Raw genomic sequence first — 18,821 nt, 5'->3', positions numbered from 1 at the left:
AATTATTTTTCTGTTTTTAACTCACCGCTAAAGGCTCTTTGTAAAACTGATTTTTTAAGTTCTTCTAAATCATTTATTTTTTGATTATAGATTGCTTCTAATTTTTTAGTTTCGGTTGAAAATGCATGAACTTTTTGAACTATGTTTCTTTGATCAGAAATATCAGGTAATGGAATCTCAATACTTTTAAGAATTGCTACTGATGCAACATTTTGTATAGCTGCACCACCTGCATATTCTTTTATACTATTTTGAAAACTTTCGCTTTGCATCCATAATTTCAAAAATACATTGGATACCTTTTTTGATGGACTTAATTTTAATAAAGCTTGGTTGATAATACCTTTCTTAATGTTTTCGGGAACAATTGCAATCTTCCCCATTGTTCCTGAACAACTCATAATCAAGTCACCTGAATTAAGTTCAAATCTTTTCATTTCATTGAACTTTTTTTCATCTATGAAATATCTCAAATCATCAAACTGGTCATAAATAGCGTGTTGTTGCTCATATACAGCATAGCCATCAGGTTTGAAAATATTTTTTTTCAAACTACCTCCAAATGGTCCTCTAACAAAACCACAAACGTCACCCAATTTATGTTTAGCCCAATTATTGTCAGGATTCTCAAACACTCCTTGCAAATAACTTTCAAAAAGTTCTTTAGCATTTTTTAGATTTTGTTCGGCATTGGCTTTTGCCTTTAATATGGAGGCAAAGACTTCATCTAATATGGCTACGATGCGTTGTTGCTCGGGAAGCGGCGGAATGGGAATTTCTAATTCATTTAATTGAGTTAATGATAAATTTTGTTGTGCTGCACCACCACGTAGTTTTTCAATTTCAACAGCAATAAGATTTGAGTTAAAATATTTAGCAAGATAATTCACTAAAACATTTGAGTCATTTTTAAGTCTAATGATTGCTAATGCTTGATTAGTGTTTGCAGGAACGATTTCATGCCTAACAATTCCAATTCTTCCCAAGGCCCCTGCAATTGAAAAAAGAATATCATTTACTTTTAGCTGTGACCTTTTTAATGCTTTGTGACATTCTTCATCTATGTATGCAACCTTATTTTGGATTATTTCGCCTGATTCTGTCAGTGATTCAACTTTGATAAAATTTATTCCTTCATCAGTGAATTTATATCCTATGCTTGTTGGTGTTGTTCCCTTAGTAATTAAATCACACAAATCACTCAATTTCTTTTTCTCCCAATTTTTCATATCAATTCCAAAATTGAGTTTAAAATATCGGCACTTTCCTCGTCTAATGCTTTCATTTCTTCTAAAATTTCTTGGGGTTCACGTAAAGTGGATTCTTCTTTTTTGTTGGGGTTTTTGGCACTAAGGTCAAAGGTGTTTTGGTCAATATCTTTTATATTAATGATCCAAGAGTTTTCACTCTCCTTTTTTGTTTTTTGTAATTCAACAAAGTCATTTAAATCCTTTTCGTTTAGTGCATTTGTCTTGCCTAAGTTTCTATCTAAATTTAGTTGGTAAAACCATACCTTTTTGGTAGCACTTCCTTTCTCAAAAAACAAAACCACTGTTTTTACCCCAGCACCAGTAAAAGTACCACCAGGTAAGTCTAATACTGTATGTAGGTTGCAACTTTCTAAGAGTTGTTTACGCAATGCCACTGAAGCATTATCAGTATTGCTTAAAAAAGTATTTTTAATAACTATACCAGCCTTACCACCAGCCTTGAGTATTTTAATAAAATGTTGTAAAAATAAGGAAGCCGTTTCGCCCGTTTTAATAGGGAAGTTTTGTTGTACTTCGGCACGCTCCTTACCTCCAAATGGAGGATTTGCCAATACAATATCGTAACGGTCTTTCTCTTGTATATCGGCTAAGTTTTCGGCAAGAGTATTGGTATGAATTATGTTTGGTGCTTCAATACCGTGAAAAATCATATTCATGGTACCAATAATGTACGCCAATGATTTTTTTTCTTTACCGTAAAAGGTTTTTTTCTGTAAGGTATTTACATCCGATGTAGTTAATTTTTTGCTCTTTTGTAAGTAAGCAAATGCTTCACACAAGAAACCAGCACTGCCCACAGCACCATCATATATTTTATTGCCTATTTGCGGTGCAACTACTTTTACGATGGTTGTAATCAAAGGTCGAGGTGTATAATACTCGCCACCATTGCGCCCTGCATTACCCATATTTTGTATTTTAGATTCATACAAATGGCTCATTTCGTGCTTTTCAGCGTGTGTGCGAAAGCGAAGTTCATCAATACGGTTAATTACCTCACGCAAGTTATATCCGCTTTGAATGCGGTTTTTTAGTTCACTAAATATCTCACCAATCTTATATTCAATAGTGTCTGCACTTTCTGCATCAGTCTTAAACTTTTTGAGGTAAGGGAACAGTTTAATGTTTACAAAATCTGCAAGGTCATCACCAGTTAATGCTTTGTGGTGGTCCAGTATACCCTTTTTATCTTTAGGTGCAGCCCAGACTGTCCACTGGAATTTCTTCTCAATCATGGGGGTATAGGTTTTTCCAGTAAGTTCAGCAGCAGTGGCCTTATCCTTTTCTAAATCATCCAAATACTTCAGAAACAACACCCAAGAGGTTTGCTCTACATAGTCTAGTTCGCTACCACAACCAGCATCTTTATGTAGAATATCGTCAATGTTTTTAAAAGTTTGTTCGAACATGATGTATGTATATTATCTTAAATTGCCAAAGATAATACAGTTAATAAAATTTGTCAAAAAATTCGAAAATCTTGGGTTGACATAAAAATGCTTTTTTGTATAATATGAATAATACAATATTACTAGAACCTGACTGATCACAAATCAAATATTATAAATTGTCAGTATCTTTAAAATTAGAATTAAGGTTTCAACTGTTTCTTTAATTTACTTTTAGCAGCACCCATTTTAATATCATCTTCCTTTATTATTTTGCTTAAAGCCATTTTACCACAATGCCACAGAAATTTATCTATTTCAAAATTGAAAAACTTACCTAAATTAAATTCTGCTTTGAATTTATTAAATAATTGAAAAAATTCGCTATAATCAGCAGGTTTAGCAAATGAAAGATTTAAATTTTTATATTGATTAAAATAACCAACCATAATTATCCACATATAACTATCATAAATTGGCATCTTTCTTTTACTTAGAAAATGAACGTACTTGGAGGCAAATGATAAATTTATTCTGGAATATTCTTCATTTATTGATTCGTTTTTCCAGCTAACAATTGCTATATTGTCGATAAATTTAACAAAATCATTTTCATCATTTTTACTAATATCATTGGGAATTATTTCAACAATTTTAGCGACCACTGGTTTAATATAATTAATAGCTGTTGCATAAATTGTATTTAACGCTGCCACTTTTATTGTTACTTCACAAACACTTTTATTATCTCCCATGAATTCGAAAAGACTTAGTAATTTTTTGTCTATTTCATTTCCTCCTCCTTCACTATGCTCGTATAGTACTTTATTAATAAGTGTTTCAGAAATATCTGGTAATTGAATATGGTTAAAATTTTGCTTCATATTTTTATATTAAATTGAAAATTAGTAATGAATATTAATTGATGAAATTTTTGATTTTAAATATGACCATGTGTCTTTATGTGGTGCAGATAAATTCCAAATTTCATTTACAAAGTTATTAACACAAATATATATTAATCCTTTGAACTAATGAAATTAATATTTTATTCATTGGTTCAATCATAAGTTAATAATATTTAGATTATCAATATAAATTAAATATCGAAATTGATCAATTAATACTAAGCTAATTTATGGGACGCAAGGAGGGATGGCAAAATAAAGCATAGGGCGGGCGGCTAATTAAATCGTTTCTATTAGGCATGCCTCTGTTTCTATATAGTGACTTACCCCTTTCATAACTCGTGGACTAAAATTTTGGTAAATGAAAAAATCACTTTAAAGTAAAATCTATTAGATATATTGTGGGATGTGTAAATATGGATTAAATTCACCTAGCAAAATAATCTTCAAAATACTTATTAGCTTCCCATATCGCAAGTTCAGTAAATCCATCAGCAACCATCAATTTCTGAGCATTATTAATAATTGAATTATATCTAAAAATGGCATTGAACTCTTCAAGTAGCTCCATTTCATCACTTCAATTATTGCATAGGATGAATTCCGTATCTTAGGAATTATTGATTTTTGGATAATCCGATACTTTGGATTGATTGTGGTAAGAAATTTTAACCTCAGCAACTTGTCAAGATTGCTTTGTTGGACTAAATTCTTTCTGATTTTGCATTTTAAACTGGTTTTGATTGTTAAAGAATATTTCTAAACCTAGCTTAAATGAAAGTTAATTCAAAGCCAAGACGGTAAGAATTGACAAAATAAAATTAATAGTATTTGTTAATATCAAATATTAAAACAATAATCATAACAAAAAGTATTTTTGTATTTAATTTTGTTTAATTAATTTTTCAATATAAGAATCCAATCCCATATTTATTTTTATAAAATAAACGCCAGATGTTAAATGGGCAGTTGGGATATTCATTTGAAGATCTCTTGTTGAAGAAAATAATTTCCTTGTATATATACTTCTACCAACAATATCAAATAATTCAATAGAAATAGGTAATTTAGTTTCTTTAGCAGTACATTGAATCTTAATTTCGCTTGTAAATGGGTTTTCCATCACATTACATGAATTTGTACCAATATTTCGTACTATTGGGTTAGATATTGGAGATATTGGACATATTGGGGTATTTGTTGGGCAAGGAATAGTACTTAATTTTTTAACAACTAAATTTGGATACTCAAAAATTAGAATATTATCTTCACCATATGAATCTGTATTATCAAAATGATGTCCACCTACATCAAAGATACAATGAGTAAATTCAAAGCAATCTGTACCAATTCTACAAAAATAACTGCCTATATTTTGCCCTATGATCTTAGTAAAATAACCATTAGGACACTTGTAAATTGCAATACATGGATTCAAAGCATCATCAGAAGTCTGATTTGTCCAATTGTTTTCATCCTTATTCCAAAGAATAAGTCTATTAACTACTTCTTCTTTAGATAGCTGCACTTCAGGATTTGGATTACAACACGGCACCGAGGTGTAATTAGGATATCTCTTTACGAAGGCGTATTGAAAAAAACCACTTTGATCCCATCTACTTGTAAATTCTGGATTTTTACTTACATCGTAAATTTTATGATTTTCGCTATGATTATATTCATTCCATATACAATATTCATAATAAAAACAATTTCCAGGCATGTTTTTATCTGTACCCATTAATTCTCCTTTAACTCTATTCCCATATCTTAATGGAGAATCTTTATTTGGACCACAAGATGTTTCCGCAATACAATTATCACCATCAATAATAGTAAATATTTTATTATATTCAAATTCAGGTGTCCCTCCATCACATTTCACACTGTAGGAGCAATCTCCCAGATTAGTTACTTCCATAGTATTTTTTACTTCATAACTTTCTATAGATATGCAACCATTTCCATCAATAAAAATTAAGTTAAAAGTTTTTGAAATAGGAATGTCTTCATCAATCAATCTTTCAATATGTAAAATTTTTCTATTTAAATCAACTGATTTATTAAGTACATGTTGATCTGACCAATAAACATTTTTTAATCTATAATCGTAAATTTGCAATCCTTGGAGAGGATTGTAACTAAATTTCCTAGTCAAATCAATATCTAGAATAATGCTCTGATTTGATTTGATAGTTTTGCGATTACCGTCAGGTAAATCTTTATAGCATACAGTTGGAACACTCTTATTAATATAATTAACCGATTTCTTACTTTCACTATTATCACAAGGATCATACTTAACACAAATTTTGGAGGTTTCTCCACAAGGACAATGAGCAACTACACAAATGTCCTCTCCCGCATATTCTAATTTAGAAATATCAGATGCATAAATTGTATTACTAGTGGTATAAATTCTATAATAATCATTTACAAACCAAGAATAGGTACAGAGTCCTCCACTATTAATAACATTTGCTTTTATATATGCATCTGGTTTCCAACGTGGCAATTGAAAGTCAACAGTCATTTTTACTGGAAGTCCCGGTTCACCACATGTTTCAATTTTTTGACACAATTGAGTAATTATACATCTTTTTGCATCAAGAATGTCAAAACAATAATCACCAACACCTAAATTACTTATATTTGCTAGTCTATTGAAAAGTCCTAAAGTCGGGCCATAACTATTCCCATTCTTAAATATATTTACATAAAAATTACTTCCAATAAATTTAACATCTTTTAATAATATAATTACTTCACCTTTATTATTATTATTTACATCGTGTTTGATACTATGAAAAATAGGATATTCCCAGTAAGTAAAATTTGTACTAAATGTAGATAAATAAGTTTTAACACTTGTGCAATTTGTTATTAAATCAGTTACCGTTACTGTATTATTTACATTATTATTAACATATCTCATATATATATCTGAACCATCAGAATTCATTCCATCTGACCAAGAATAATTGAAACGTCGATTTTTTGCATCTTTAATTTGGATAGTAATCTTATTTTGAGTAAAACAAAAATATTCCTGTTTTTCCATTTGATAATTCAACACAAAACTCTTTACTTCAAAATCTTTTCTGAATTCACAACCAATTGCATCAGTAATTACAATATAATAAAATCCAGCTTCTAATTTTTGAACTGAACCAAATGGATAAATATCTATTCTTAAATTATTCTTGTACCATTTAAAATCATATGGTTGGATACCACCAGAAGGAATAGCAGTTACTGTAGCCTTTTGTCCATTACACACAAATGGGATCTGTAAAGTTGTTGAAATTGAATTACAATTTTTAATTTCACCTTTTAAAATTGAACGACACTCATCTGCACTATATGCTTCAATTTCGTACATATCAGCTGGTAAAGAATAATGTGTTCTTGTAAAAGGTTGATTGGGACCTAATGCTCCATAAATAACGGTATTAGTTGTCATGCCTTTTATTGTATATTCGTATGGCGAGCAGCCAGAAACTGTAATTGTAATTTGTCCAGTTGTAGGGTCATTATTATTTTTATCAACAAATGTTGCAGTAATGTTTGCTAATCCAAACTGAAAATGAAAAATAAAACAAATAATAATTAGTTTTTTCATGATTTATCTTTTAATAGAAAACAAATATTAGATAAAAATAATAGCCATTATGATTAATCTATAAGCTTATATCGTTGTAATGCAGGAATAACATAGTCAATGCACCATCGATTTGAATCTTCTAATGTTCTAAACGGCCTTCTAGGTGGAATTGCATATCCTATATTTTCAATATATTTGAAATTATAAATGTACATTAATGGGTGGATGTATCGAAAAGCTAAATCATGGTTTCCTGCCAATTCGTAAGTATCAGCACGTCGTATCATTTCAAGTAATAATGATTCTGTACAATGAAAATCAACAGCTACCGAAAAATCCTGATTTAAATTTTCATTATTAATTATCGGCCAATCAATATATTTAAATTCAGCAAGATTCCACAATCGTTGAATTTGTAATGTTGCTTCTTCGTGCATACAAGAAATAGTATCTTGCTTAATATATTCAACATAAATATCAATGATTTGACCTAGTTGAATCATTTGGGATGAGTTAGGCATTATTCCTTGGAATATATATCGATCTCCAATGAGTTGGAATATTTTCCTTAAATGTATTATTGTAGGACTAGAGTTTAAATCTAAATAGCTATTTACAGTGTCGTAAACATCAGAAACATTAATTTGTGTGAGCCAATAGAACAATTCATCATTATTTAATGTATCAAATCTCATTCCATCTTCACCAACCCATACAGGAACTTGACCATTATCTTCCCATAACGTTGTATCTTGATAAGCTAAATATGCTTCTGGGACTTTAAACTTTAATAATTCTGAACTAAGTGAATCACGGACTCTCATGGCAGAATCTAATTTAATAGCCTCCTTCTCGAAAAATATATTTTTACTAATTTCATTTAACAACCTTATACTGTCTTTTTGTTCAATATCCACTAAATCTTGAAATCTTGGACCATCTCTAAAATAATGATTAAAAACAATTAAATTAATGTTAATATTAGTATCAAAAAATTGAATATAAATTGACTCAGAATTAGAAGCCAATGGATATGGCTTATGATCCTGGAAGGAATTTACTAAAGTTGCCATAAAAATATTCGAGTCAACTTGAAAGTTATTCAAATTTTCATTATAGAACAAATTGAATTGGGTTGAATCCAATAAATCATACAATCTTTGATATGAATACCAAATTTGATTTTCATTTATTGCATTTCGAAACAAATTTGCAACAAAATGAGTATCAGTAGATACTTGGTGATAGTTTAGAAGGTCTAAATTTGTATTTTCAGAAATAATACTATCTGGAATAATAGAGTATGGAAGAATTGTAAATTTTTGAAAATAAATATAATTTTGGACATCTGTCAAAAATTTCTGCTCATTACCACTTGCAAAAATTACACTGTTTAAATCGTCAAAAAGGTTCGATCGAAAATTCAAATATGATTTAAATCGCATTTCTAAAAATGAATCCTTGATAAAGAAAATTGACAATAGTATAGAATCCATAATCATTAGTTCTTCTTTTTCATCTATGGTTGAAATCAGTGAGTCCTTATAAAGGCTATCAAGTTTTGCATTAAAATACTCTGAATTACTTTGTTGGCAATTTATATTAATAGAATAAATTAAAAACATTGAAATTAATATTTGCTTCATTTTAATTTTTTTTATTTATTATTATTTCCATTGTTTACTATTGTAAAAACCTTTCCTATCAAATGACCAATCTAAATATTTTGTATCACCTTCCATTTTATCTTTTGCGTTATATTCTGCCGTAAAACCAATTGTTTCCTCATACTTGTAACCCACCGATAATATTTTTTGGTCAGGATTTTTAAATTGCTTAAATAAAAGTTCATGCTTATAATAATCATCATATTTTTTGGAAAATTTATAATCAGGACTACGATTTTTAGTTTCCCAAATATCATTATAATAATCACCAATATTCAGTGTAGTAATATCCAAATCTTCAGTCTGGTTAAATCCATTTGGCCATATTTCTTCATTCATTAATCGAGCGTGTTCAAGTTCATGAGACAGAAAGATATAGAATGCTTCTATACCATATGCATATGCTATGCTTGTCCACATTTTATTCCTTATTTTTGCTTTTTCAGAAGTTATCTGTTTGACAACTATTCTATTTTCCAATGTCGTAACAACTTGACTAATATCTCTTCTTGGGAGTCCAAAATATGCGGGAGGTTCATCGTTACCTTCTTCAAATTTAATGAATTTTACATACTTTGGATAGGGTGTTTTAATACATTGACGCCAATAATATAACCATTGTGGTATGGTTAAAGGATTTCTTGGTGTATTTCCTTCAAATTCTACAATTCTATCATCTTTATGAAAAAACACTCTCGCTTTTTTATTATTATCCATGTACCGCCAATTCTCATATTTATCCCCATTTTTAGAAGAAATTTTCTTAGATGATATATCAGATGATGAAACTCTATATAGATTTCCAATTGGGTCTTTAGCTACAAGTAAAATTTCTCCTGTGTTAGTTCCAAAATAATCATTCAAATCAGGCATTTTTCCATTTGCAGGAAGAAAATTCAAATTATCTAAAATCTTTGAGCTGGATTTGTTATTAGTAAATTCCCAAAGGTCGGACCACGGAAGCCATTCAAATTCTGTAATAATACTTGTGGCTTGGGCTAAGCAATGAACTTTCGAATCATTGGGTTGAGAATTATTTACTACAACATTCCACATAGGCTTATCATTACTGTTCATATTATTAAATTCCTCGATCCATAACCTATATACATTAATATCAACTGTATTACTTATACAATCCCCAAAAATTGCTCTGTTTTTTAATATGTAACTTTTCCCTTTGCCTGGAGTAATTTGTGGAACTTTAAATGGTGTTTTCATTTTAAATTTTCCATATGTGATTGCTACTTTCTCAGATGGAAGAGGAATTGATTGGTCCGGAATAAATTGAGCTTCAATAGAAATTACATCCATCTCCATTGTGGATACTTCATTATAGTCAACACAATTAACTTGCCCTATAATTTTAATTTGACTAAATTCATCCATACATTCAGTCTTACCATCAGATTCCATTATAGAAATTGAAGTAGCGACATAAACTTTTATATACCATGATTTTATGGGACCAGTACTATTACAATCCATCAAATCTACCCTATACCAACTGGTTATATTAGGATGTTCACTAATTTCATATGTTTTTTTGTTATAATCAATAAAAATACCATTTGTATTTTTTTTGTACCAACGATAACATTTACCACTTACCTCTGCTTCAAGCGGTTTTAGTTGAATATCATCATTTTGGCAAATTAACCATCTAGAATAGAGTTTCGTTTCTAAAATCAAATCAGTTAATTGAATTGGATTTGCAGACAATAAATTAATTATGCAAAATAAACAAAGGAAAATTCTTTTTAATTTCACCAGCATTTCAATAGAATTAATATTATTAAATATAAAAATATGTTTGATATAATAGTGCGTTCAAATATAGTCACATTTTAATCAAATGCCATTTTAATATTTTGTACATTTGAAAAATATCAACATTAAATTAATTTATCTATTTTATATGTTTTTAGATCAACCACTTATATATGGTATTTATAATATATGCAAATTAATTAATATAATAAATACTTAAATACTGGTATATTCGTAAAATATTTTATTTTTTAACACTTAATTAGAAGTATATAAAATAATTTAGTCATATCATATTATTAAAATTAAAAATATGTAATTATTTAAATATCAATAATATGATTTAATATTTAACCAATTATTATATTTAAAAATAAATTTTATAGATTAAGCAAGAAGCAATATTATTGTTAATAATTGTTTTCAAAAAAGAAAAATCAATAAAATTTACTACCTTAGTGATTAATTAAATTATATAAATAATATTGGATTAATTTTGAATGTTTATTAATTTGTGTGCCAATTAAACCCAAAAAATGAAAAATAAGAGTATAATATTCGGAATAATTTGTCTTGTTTCTTTTTTCAGCTGCTCTAAGGAACCTCTACCATCGGACATAATTATTCCTGAAAATTCAGTTTCATGTAAAATTGATGGCATTGAATTTAATTCTTCGGGATATTTATTATTATGTGGAGCAGGTTGCATTGGGTTTAGTCTGACCGCTGAATCAATTGTTGATCCAAGAACTTTACAAATTGTGCTTGGGTTTGGTGCAAATGGAAAAGTAAATGTTGGACCGAAGAGTCCTAACCCAGAAATTTTTTTTAGTAGATATTTGCCATTTGGTTTGTCATATTATGATGTAGTTTATGAATCTTTGAAATCGGATAATAATGATCAGAATATTGTTAATATTATTAAGAATGATGGTCGAAATGCAATCGGAATTTTTAATTTAACCCTTTCTGATGGAAATAAAAAAGTAAGAGTAAGTGAAGGTAAATTTAATATTTATTATAGAAATTAAATACTTTTATTGAATTCATTAACTTTCTATTAATTCATGCCATTTACAACTAAAGTATATCCACTATAAGGCCGACTAGGCCTACCATCAATTATTAATTTCAAATATATCTTGTAATTAGGAAGATTAATGAAATCCTGAACATCAAATTCGGGAAACATTTCTTCTGCCGTATGCTTTGCATCTTCGGTTCCAATCCTAAAAGAAATAACTGTCCCGATATTCCCTAGTACAGCTTGTCTAATATCTTCATCAAGTTGATGCAGGTATTGGTGAGCTAGAACCAGCCCTTCCTTAAACTTTCGCAATTCAGATAGCATATTTACTAAAGACAAGGTTGTGAAATTATGAAATTCATCCATGTAAACCATAAACGGAACTCTGTTTTCTTTAACAGCAACACCAATTCCAGCATTCAGGTTTACTTGTTAATTGCTCTGAAAAACCCAGCCGCAAGCATTGAGTTGCTATATTGTCTCTAGCTATTTGTTCGGGGTTTTGATTTATCATTAAATACAAATATGTCATAAAATTGCTTCTTCATGGCGAAACTAATCAGAATCTTTAAAGTTTGTTTATTTGAATATTGACACAATTGAATTATATGGATTGAGGTTATTGCCAACCCATAAACTGGATAATTTAAAGGCTGGTGGCGGTTGTGGCAAAAAAGGTGGCGGGCCAGGCACCTAATATATGCGTATCTATAAGCCATGCCTATGTTCCTAAATGGTGACTTAGCCCTCGAATATCTCGTGGACCAAAATTTTGCAAAGTAAAAAACTTTCTTCCATAATAACCTAACTTTATCCATCAAAATCATACCAAACTTAAACAGCTATTATCACTCTTCGAATAGTTTTAATGGTCTGTGTAGGCAAGTAAACTTATCCCTATGTATAGATCGCGAATTAAATAAAATTTCATCAAGTGTCTTACTAGCTTGAATTTCATCAATAATGATCTCAACTAATCGTTTCATTTCATTTTTAGCCGCTGTTACTGTTTTCCAAGACAACATAAAATCAAAATGTTGTCCATGACGAAACAATCTGCCGGGTAATGGATAATGCTCCCTATCCCCAATTAATATCCCGTAACGTAAGTATGGATGGACATATTTATGTGTCTGCGCTTTTTGACTATAAGTTATGGCATCATGAGTAGACACACCTCCAAGTTTTGTTTCTATAACTACTCTTGGCTTCCATGTCGCCTCATCTAGTTGTTCATAAATTAAGATATCCGTTTCATATCCAATGGATTTTTGATTTGAAGGCTGATTATCCAATCCATAAGTAAGTATTTCATTGGCATAGGAAAGTCGATGCCCATCAACTACATGTATACTAGAATCAGATTTTTTAAGCAGTTTATCAATCTGGGGGATGATTGACTTTACCCATTCTTTTTCTGTCATTTGGTTATATTTTGGTAATTGTTGATTAAAGAAAGTTTTTGCTTTGATAAACCTAATAAAGTGATCCGTGTTACAAAGTATACAAAGTTTTCATATAATTAGACAAGTGACCTCCACATACAACAATTTCCTCATGCTATTTGACGAAGAATTCTTAACTTATTATAGGATGGCAAGATGAATGAAATTTAATGTAATTACTCACCTATAACCACCACAAACTGGACCTATTCCCTTTCTTATTGAAAATGGATCTGTTAAAGTTCTTCCACATACACTGCATTCTCCCGATTCTAAACCATAATTTAGGATGTATGATTTAAAATCAGCAACATTTCTTATAAAAAATGATAAAGTTGGAATGATTTCATTAATATTTTCCTTAGGAATTATATGTCCAGTTCTCGAAATATTAAACACTGCTTGCTTTGTTTTCTTATCAAGAACAGTTATTATTTCGTTTGATATAAAATTCTTAGAATAATCTTCATGAAATTTCAAAATGTACTTTTTTCCCCTAATTAATATCCTAAATACGGGTCGCTTAGTAACTTCATTTCTCCTATCCATTTCAGAAAATAATTGTTTGGCATCAAAAGCTCGAAAAGGCAAGGGTGGCAAAGAAAATATCAATGATATATATTCTTCTTTATATTTTTGCAAAGCCCTCATACTTGAATTATGAGCAAGAATTAAATTTTTGTCTGAAATAATACCTTTAAAGTATTCTCTAGAAATTTTTCGCAAAATTGCCTCTTCAGTTCCAAGACAAATCGAAAAAGCCTCAAAATCAGTAAATTTTGTTTCAATAAATTCACCACCAATTAATCTATTTTCTGGAATCCTGTTTTCAAAATCAATTCCATTGTGAATAATGTCTATTACAAATGCTTCATAAGGATTTTCTAAATCGAACTTATCTTCAATTTCAATTGGAATAATTTCTTCAATTTCAGTTGGCTCAATTTCTTCAACTTCTGACGAGTTGATTTTTTCAAATTTTATTGAGTTATTTTTTTCAATAATAGTTTTATCTTCAATAATAGTATTTTTTAAAGGAATTAATGTTGTTTGGATCGACTGATTTTTTGGTCTACTAGAACTGTTAAATTCTCTTAGAAGTTCAAAGTACATTTCATCAGTGATTTTAGAGGTCGGCCGATTCTCAATTTCAAATCCCTTACTTATAAGATACTCCACTATAGCTGTTAACCCTATATTAAATTCCGTTGCAACTTTAATTAACATTTTATCCATAATAAATTAATCTATTTGTCATAAGAAATAAATAGTTTGCCTAAATAGTTAGACACTTACACTCAAACAATATAACCCTAAAGTTAAGTAAACGAAGCATAATGCATACCTATGCATCAAAGTTAATAAAAATGACAGAAATTTAACTTGATGCGAAGTAAATCGCTTCATTTAACCACTGAACCACCAATTTATTGCAGGTGCAATTAGAATTAGGTGTTTTTAATTAGTTTCCATTGTTACCCATTTTTTATTATGTCTTTAAGTTCGTCAATTGTCAAGGGTGGATTTTGTTTATGCAACATTGAATGGCAGTTAGGGCAAACAGGTCGTAAGTCTTGAATCGGATCTACTTGATATTCTCGTTTGATTGTGGCTACCTGATTCAGATGATGAACATGAATAAATTTGTATCCTAAACTGCCATAAAATTTTTCAAAATTGAAGTCGCAAACTGAACAAGAATAACCGTAATGTTTTAAGCATTCTTTTCTTGCATAAATATTCCGTTCATATCTTGTCTGTGTAACTTGAGTCGCTGAACCTTCAATAAATGTAATTGTAGTGTTAGTTGTTTCCAAAAATGGATTGTAACGAATGTTTTGTGTTCTCAAAAACTCAAACCATTCTTCTTCAAGCTCCTCAACAGTTTCGGGTCTTATTGAAATTCCTGATGATTGAGGTGTCCAAGTTTGTTTGGCTAAATTCCCTTTTTCTAGATGGTCCAAGGTAAGAATAGGCTCTTTGTCGGGATTAAGCAATGTGTCAAATTCAATTAACACTCTTGGAACATCTTTGTCTTCACCGTTCCAATGTTGTGAAAGAAAAGGTTCGGAAACAACTTTACCAGATGCAAAAATTCCTCTAGGTGCAGAACCAACTCTTGCTATAAATGCTCTATCGCCTGGTCTAATACTCTTGTGGCTTCTGCAACTCCACATTAAAGTTACTTTACCTGTATTTTTTAGTTCTTCAATATTTTTCTCAATGTATGGCTCATTGTTCGGGTCTGTCCATTGGCTCCACTTATGAGGATTCCAAACAAAAAGATAAGAATTTTGAATTGAAATTGAATTTATATTTTCTGTCAAACCACATTCTTCCAATGCTTCTTTTAATTCGGGTTTGAGTTGGTAAATGAAAAATGTTCCTTTGTAATAACCTGTAAAAAAGAAGTCCCAAAGTTTTCTAGTTCCGTCTTCACGTTCTGTTTGTTTTATGTTGTATTTTTTCAGGATACGTTTTCCAAGTCCCACAATTCTGCCAATGACTCCATTTTTGTCTGACCAACCTATAACCCTAGCAAGGTCAGTTGCCGATGCTTCTTGCTTGTCAAGTGAATACAAAGTTTGAAAAATAAGTAGATCGTTAGCTTGAAATAGGTCTTTGTCTTGTAGAATTTCTACAAAAATTTCCTTGCTTATATGTGGTGTCATTTTTGTCATTTACACTTATTTCTAACACAAAGGAAAGTTGATGCCGACCACTAAAACCAAGCACTTGGAAAATGGATTCGCAGGCATCAACTTTTCAAGTTGAACGAAGCCGGTACTTGGAACTGGTATATAGGGAAAGGCTTTCATTTATTATTTTCAATTGATTGTTATTTTTAAAGTAATATTCTCTGGAAAGCCTAAAATTAATACTTAGGTAGTTAAATTTTCAATATTTAAATGTAAAAATACTGTTGGTAACTATTTTTTAAGCCATTAGGGGATAAAAGGGATGATTCCGGACAATACATTGACATGAACCGATTGTACAGTATGAGATGAAATGTGGGGATATGGAGCTGATTGTGGTGGAGACTTAAGGCTGCAAGGAGATATAAACTTTAATATGTAATTATAATCTGGTTTAAAATCTTCATTTACAAATTCTAATGAACCACATAGCTCACACTTTAGGGAATCTAATTGAAGCAGGTGTGTAACAATTTCAAATATGGTTCTGATTGTTATACCATTTCGCTTCAATTTTAATGGTATCTGTTTTTGTATTTTGGTACTTGAATTATGAAGACCGTAACATCTTGATTTTTGAAAGTACATGGGAAGTGTATGCTGTAATATTTGATATATAGCTTCCAATGGTTTTAAGTACTTAATTTGTTTTGGTGCAGCTTCTCCTGACTTTTGATTTTTATAGTCATTATAAATTACATTTACTTCACATTTTTCTTTAACATAATGTAATCGATTTGGACTTATTGCTATTCTATTGATATATCTCGCTAAATATTTTTCAATCACTTCGCTATTCATTGTTGGTCTAGTGCTGTGAACTACCCATCTTAATTTTTCAACGGTTTCTATTAATTCTTCGATGGATGTATGATACTTAATTTGTTTTTTATTGATTAATATCTTAAGTTCATCTAGGTAGATTCTTTTATATATTGAACATATTTTTCTATACTTTTCAATTTTATTTTTTTCCTTTGGATATTTCCATTCACCTGCTTTTGTCAGACCGCCAAATGTAACTAATGAATGTACATGTATATGATAATTCATGTCTGATCCGAATGTATGCAACACACTTGTCATACCTGGATTAAATTCTTGTTCGGCCCCTATTTGTTTTATAGTTTTCCAAGCTGCTTTCATGATCAAACTATACATTACCATTTGATTCTGTCGACATAAATTATTTAGTTCGTGTGGCAATGTAAATACACAATGTAGATAAGGAACCTCTAATAAGCTCTTACGAAGTTTATCATTCCATTGTTCCCGTTTTATCGATTGACAAATCATGCATCGTGAATTACCGCAACTTTTATAAATGAAATGTTTATGTTGGCATTTAAGACAGGTATAAACATGTCCACCGAGAGCTGGTGTTTTACATATTCTAATAGATCGGATAAGTTTAATTTGTTCTTTGTATGGATTGCATTTTAGTATATATTCTTCTCCATAATCTCGAAACAATTCACCAATACTATTTATTTTCGATATTGGATTTGCATCGATTCGATCGGATGATTTATGTATCGTTGCCTCTCTACACACAAGCCTATATAACGAATGGTGGTTCGCAAATTTTTATGCCCCATTTGCTCTTGTAGAAAAACCAAATCCGTGCCACTTTCTAAATGATGAGTCGCATAACAATTTCGCAAGGTATGTATAGAACCCTTTTTTGTAATTCGTGCCAGTCTCTTAGCTTGTTGCAAAGTATATTGCAAAGTCCTTGGAGCATATGGAACACCTTTTGTAGCTCCATTAAATAAATAGATCTCTGGTTTTATTTTTTTATAATATTCTCTTAACGTCTGTATAAATTGTGCTGGAACAAGAATAAGTCTGTCCTTTGCACCCTTGCCTCCGTTAATTCTTATCTGGCATCGACTGCCATCAATGTCATCAATTTTAAGAAATACAGCTTCACTTAATCTTGCACCTGTTACATAGATGAATGTTAATAAAATTTGCTGCTTAAAAGTTGTTGCTGATTCAATAATTTTTACTATATCTTCCTTAGAAAATATTGTTGGTAATGGTTTTTCCTTTCTTGGTCTAGGCAACTTCTTTAAACTCCATTCAAGAAACACAACATTTTTATAAAACTTTTGGATTGCCGAATAATCTGAGTTTACAGTCTGCCAACAACATCCAGCGTCAAACCTATGCAATAAATACTTTCTAACTAAATCATCATTCATCACCTCATTTGGAAAGTGCAATTCACAATACCGAAAAAAATAATCTAAAATTGAAACATAAGTTTTAATAGTTCGCGGACTAAAATTTTTAAGAACCATGAAAGATCTGTAATCTTCCAATAACTTGTTCCTTGTTAACTCGAAACTCTCTTTTGAATTCATAAACATCTATTTTTGGAATGAAATAATATTCCAAAAATAAAATACTTTCATTAATGAATTTTAATGTTTAGCTATTTTGTTTTTGTGAAATGATTAGGGTTTGTTCAACGGATTTGGCATACACGCAGTCTTGCCATGTGCCGGTAGCCAAAAGTAAGAAATAGTTTTATCATTGTAAGCCAAGAGTGAAAATAACAGCCTGTTGGCGGCATGATCGCAAGTACAATTTTATGAGCGGTTTTAAAATTGTAAATCATAGTTAAATGTCTTTTGATTTAGATTCGATCTATCATACTTGTAAAAATAATTTTCTATGTCATAGCATCTTCCCTTATGCTCAAAAAATATATATCTAGGATTGTAACTATTTGTAATAAGTTCAATTTTCTCTTTGGATAATATATCTTCATGCATTGCGGTAGGACAAGGGAACTCATAAACAATTATAATAAAATATTCACCATTTAGGTTGGTTTTTATCTTTTCTACATAACTACCAAATTCTACTTCTATATATTTATTTCTAACTAGTTCTAATTTGTTTATGTATGCTTTGCCTCTAATATAGTATTCACCTTTGAATCCTTTGAAAGGTTCAATAATTGCAATGAGTATATAAGTAGCCGCAAAAACTAGTTTCATTCTTTATTTAGTTAATCGATCATAACGGTTT

General features: G+C 30.1%; 15 protein-coding genes. 1 reads left to right on the top strand and 14 read right to left on the bottom strand.

What is annotated here, in order from left to right; all coding sequences use genetic code 11:
* Window positions 1–2: 2 nt before the first annotated feature.
* From IPK88_04245 to IPK88_04215, 7 genes are all read right to left on the bottom strand, one after another.
* On the bottom strand, window positions 3–1,229 hold the full coding sequence (locus IPK88_04245; protein MBK8242614.1) for a restriction endonuclease subunit S: 1,227 nt from the start codon (window positions 1,227–1,229) through the stop codon (window positions 3–5).
* Window positions 1,226–2,680: an N-6 DNA methylase gene (locus IPK88_04240; protein ID MBK8242613.1), complete on the bottom strand. Its 1,455-nt coding sequence runs from the start codon at window positions 2,678–2,680 to the stop codon at window positions 1,226–1,228. Before IPK88_04240 ends, IPK88_04245 begins: the two co-directional genes overlap by 4 nt.
* 182 nt (window positions 2,681–2,862) lie before the next feature.
* Window positions 2,863–3,543, bottom strand: a complete 681-nt coding sequence (locus tag IPK88_04235; protein ID MBK8242612.1) for a hypothetical protein — start codon at window positions 3,541–3,543, stop codon at window positions 2,863–2,865.
* A 451-nt stretch (window positions 3,544–3,994) separates the two neighbouring features.
* A complete protein-coding gene (locus IPK88_04230; protein ID MBK8242611.1) occupies window positions 3,995–4,138 on the bottom strand; it encodes a hypothetical protein in 144 nt (47 codons plus the stop codon).
* Window positions 4,139–4,450: 312 nt separating this feature from the next.
* Entirely contained in the window at window positions 4,451–7,189 is a 2,739-nt protein-coding gene (locus IPK88_04225; protein MBK8242610.1) for a T9SS type A sorting domain-containing protein, read from the bottom strand.
* A gap of 53 nt (window positions 7,190–7,242) precedes the next feature.
* Window positions 7,243–8,817: a hypothetical protein gene (locus IPK88_04220; GenBank protein ID MBK8242609.1), complete on the bottom strand. Its 1,575-nt coding sequence runs from the start codon at window positions 8,815–8,817 to the stop codon at window positions 7,243–7,245.
* A 21-nt stretch (window positions 8,818–8,838) separates the two neighbouring features.
* Complete coding sequence (locus IPK88_04215) at window positions 8,839–10,560, bottom strand: hypothetical protein (protein ID MBK8242608.1); 1,722 nt, start codon at window positions 10,558–10,560, stop codon at window positions 8,839–8,841.
* 584 nt (window positions 10,561–11,144) lie between these two features.
* Between IPK88_04215 and IPK88_04210 the strand changes: the two genes are divergently transcribed.
* On the top strand, window positions 11,145–11,639 hold the full coding sequence (locus IPK88_04210; protein ID MBK8242607.1) for a hypothetical protein: 495 nt from the start codon (window positions 11,145–11,147) through the stop codon (window positions 11,637–11,639).
* 29 nt (window positions 11,640–11,668) lie between these two features.
* Here the strand turns inward: IPK88_04210 and IPK88_04205 are convergent, their stop codons facing one another.
* The 7 genes from IPK88_04205 to IPK88_04175 form a co-directional block, all read right to left on the bottom strand.
* Window positions 11,669–11,974 (bottom strand): hypothetical protein, encoded by a 306-nt coding sequence (locus IPK88_04205; protein MBK8242606.1) that lies wholly within the window; start codon window positions 11,972–11,974, stop codon window positions 11,669–11,671.
* A gap of 509 nt (window positions 11,975–12,483) precedes the next feature.
* Window positions 12,484–13,059, bottom strand: a complete 576-nt coding sequence (locus IPK88_04200) for a hypothetical protein (protein MBK8242605.1) — start codon at window positions 13,057–13,059, stop codon at window positions 12,484–12,486.
* Between the two features lie 201 nt (window positions 13,060–13,260).
* Window positions 13,261–14,316 (bottom strand): hypothetical protein, encoded by a 1,056-nt coding sequence (locus tag IPK88_04195; GenBank protein ID MBK8242604.1) that lies wholly within the window; start codon window positions 14,314–14,316, stop codon window positions 13,261–13,263.
* A gap of 239 nt (window positions 14,317–14,555) precedes the next feature.
* Window positions 14,556–15,752: an HNH endonuclease gene (locus tag IPK88_04190; GenBank protein MBK8242603.1), complete on the bottom strand. Its 1,197-nt coding sequence runs from the start codon at window positions 15,750–15,752 to the stop codon at window positions 14,556–14,558.
* 273 nt (window positions 15,753–16,025) lie between these two features.
* Window positions 16,026–17,333, bottom strand: a complete 1,308-nt coding sequence (locus tag IPK88_04185) for a transposase (GenBank protein MBK8242602.1) — start codon at window positions 17,331–17,333, stop codon at window positions 16,026–16,028.
* On the bottom strand, window positions 17,267–18,148 hold the full coding sequence (locus IPK88_04180) for a tyrosine-type recombinase/integrase (GenBank protein ID MBK8242601.1): 882 nt from the start codon (window positions 18,146–18,148) through the stop codon (window positions 17,267–17,269). The genes IPK88_04185 and IPK88_04180 overlap by 67 nt, the downstream gene beginning before the upstream one ends.
* A 240-nt stretch (window positions 18,149–18,388) precedes the next feature.
* Window positions 18,389–18,790, bottom strand: a complete 402-nt coding sequence (locus IPK88_04175; GenBank protein ID MBK8242600.1) for a hypothetical protein — start codon at window positions 18,788–18,790, stop codon at window positions 18,389–18,391.
* Window positions 18,791–18,821 lie beyond the last annotated feature (31 nt).

The sequence above is a fragment of the Candidatus Defluviibacterium haderslevense genome (assembly GCA_016712225.1).
Lineage (GTDB): Bacteria > Bacteroidota > Bacteroidia > Chitinophagales > Saprospiraceae > Vicinibacter > Vicinibacter haderslevensis.
Note: the sequence above shows the minus strand (reverse complement) of the source record. Positions and strands in the feature narration are given on the sequence as shown.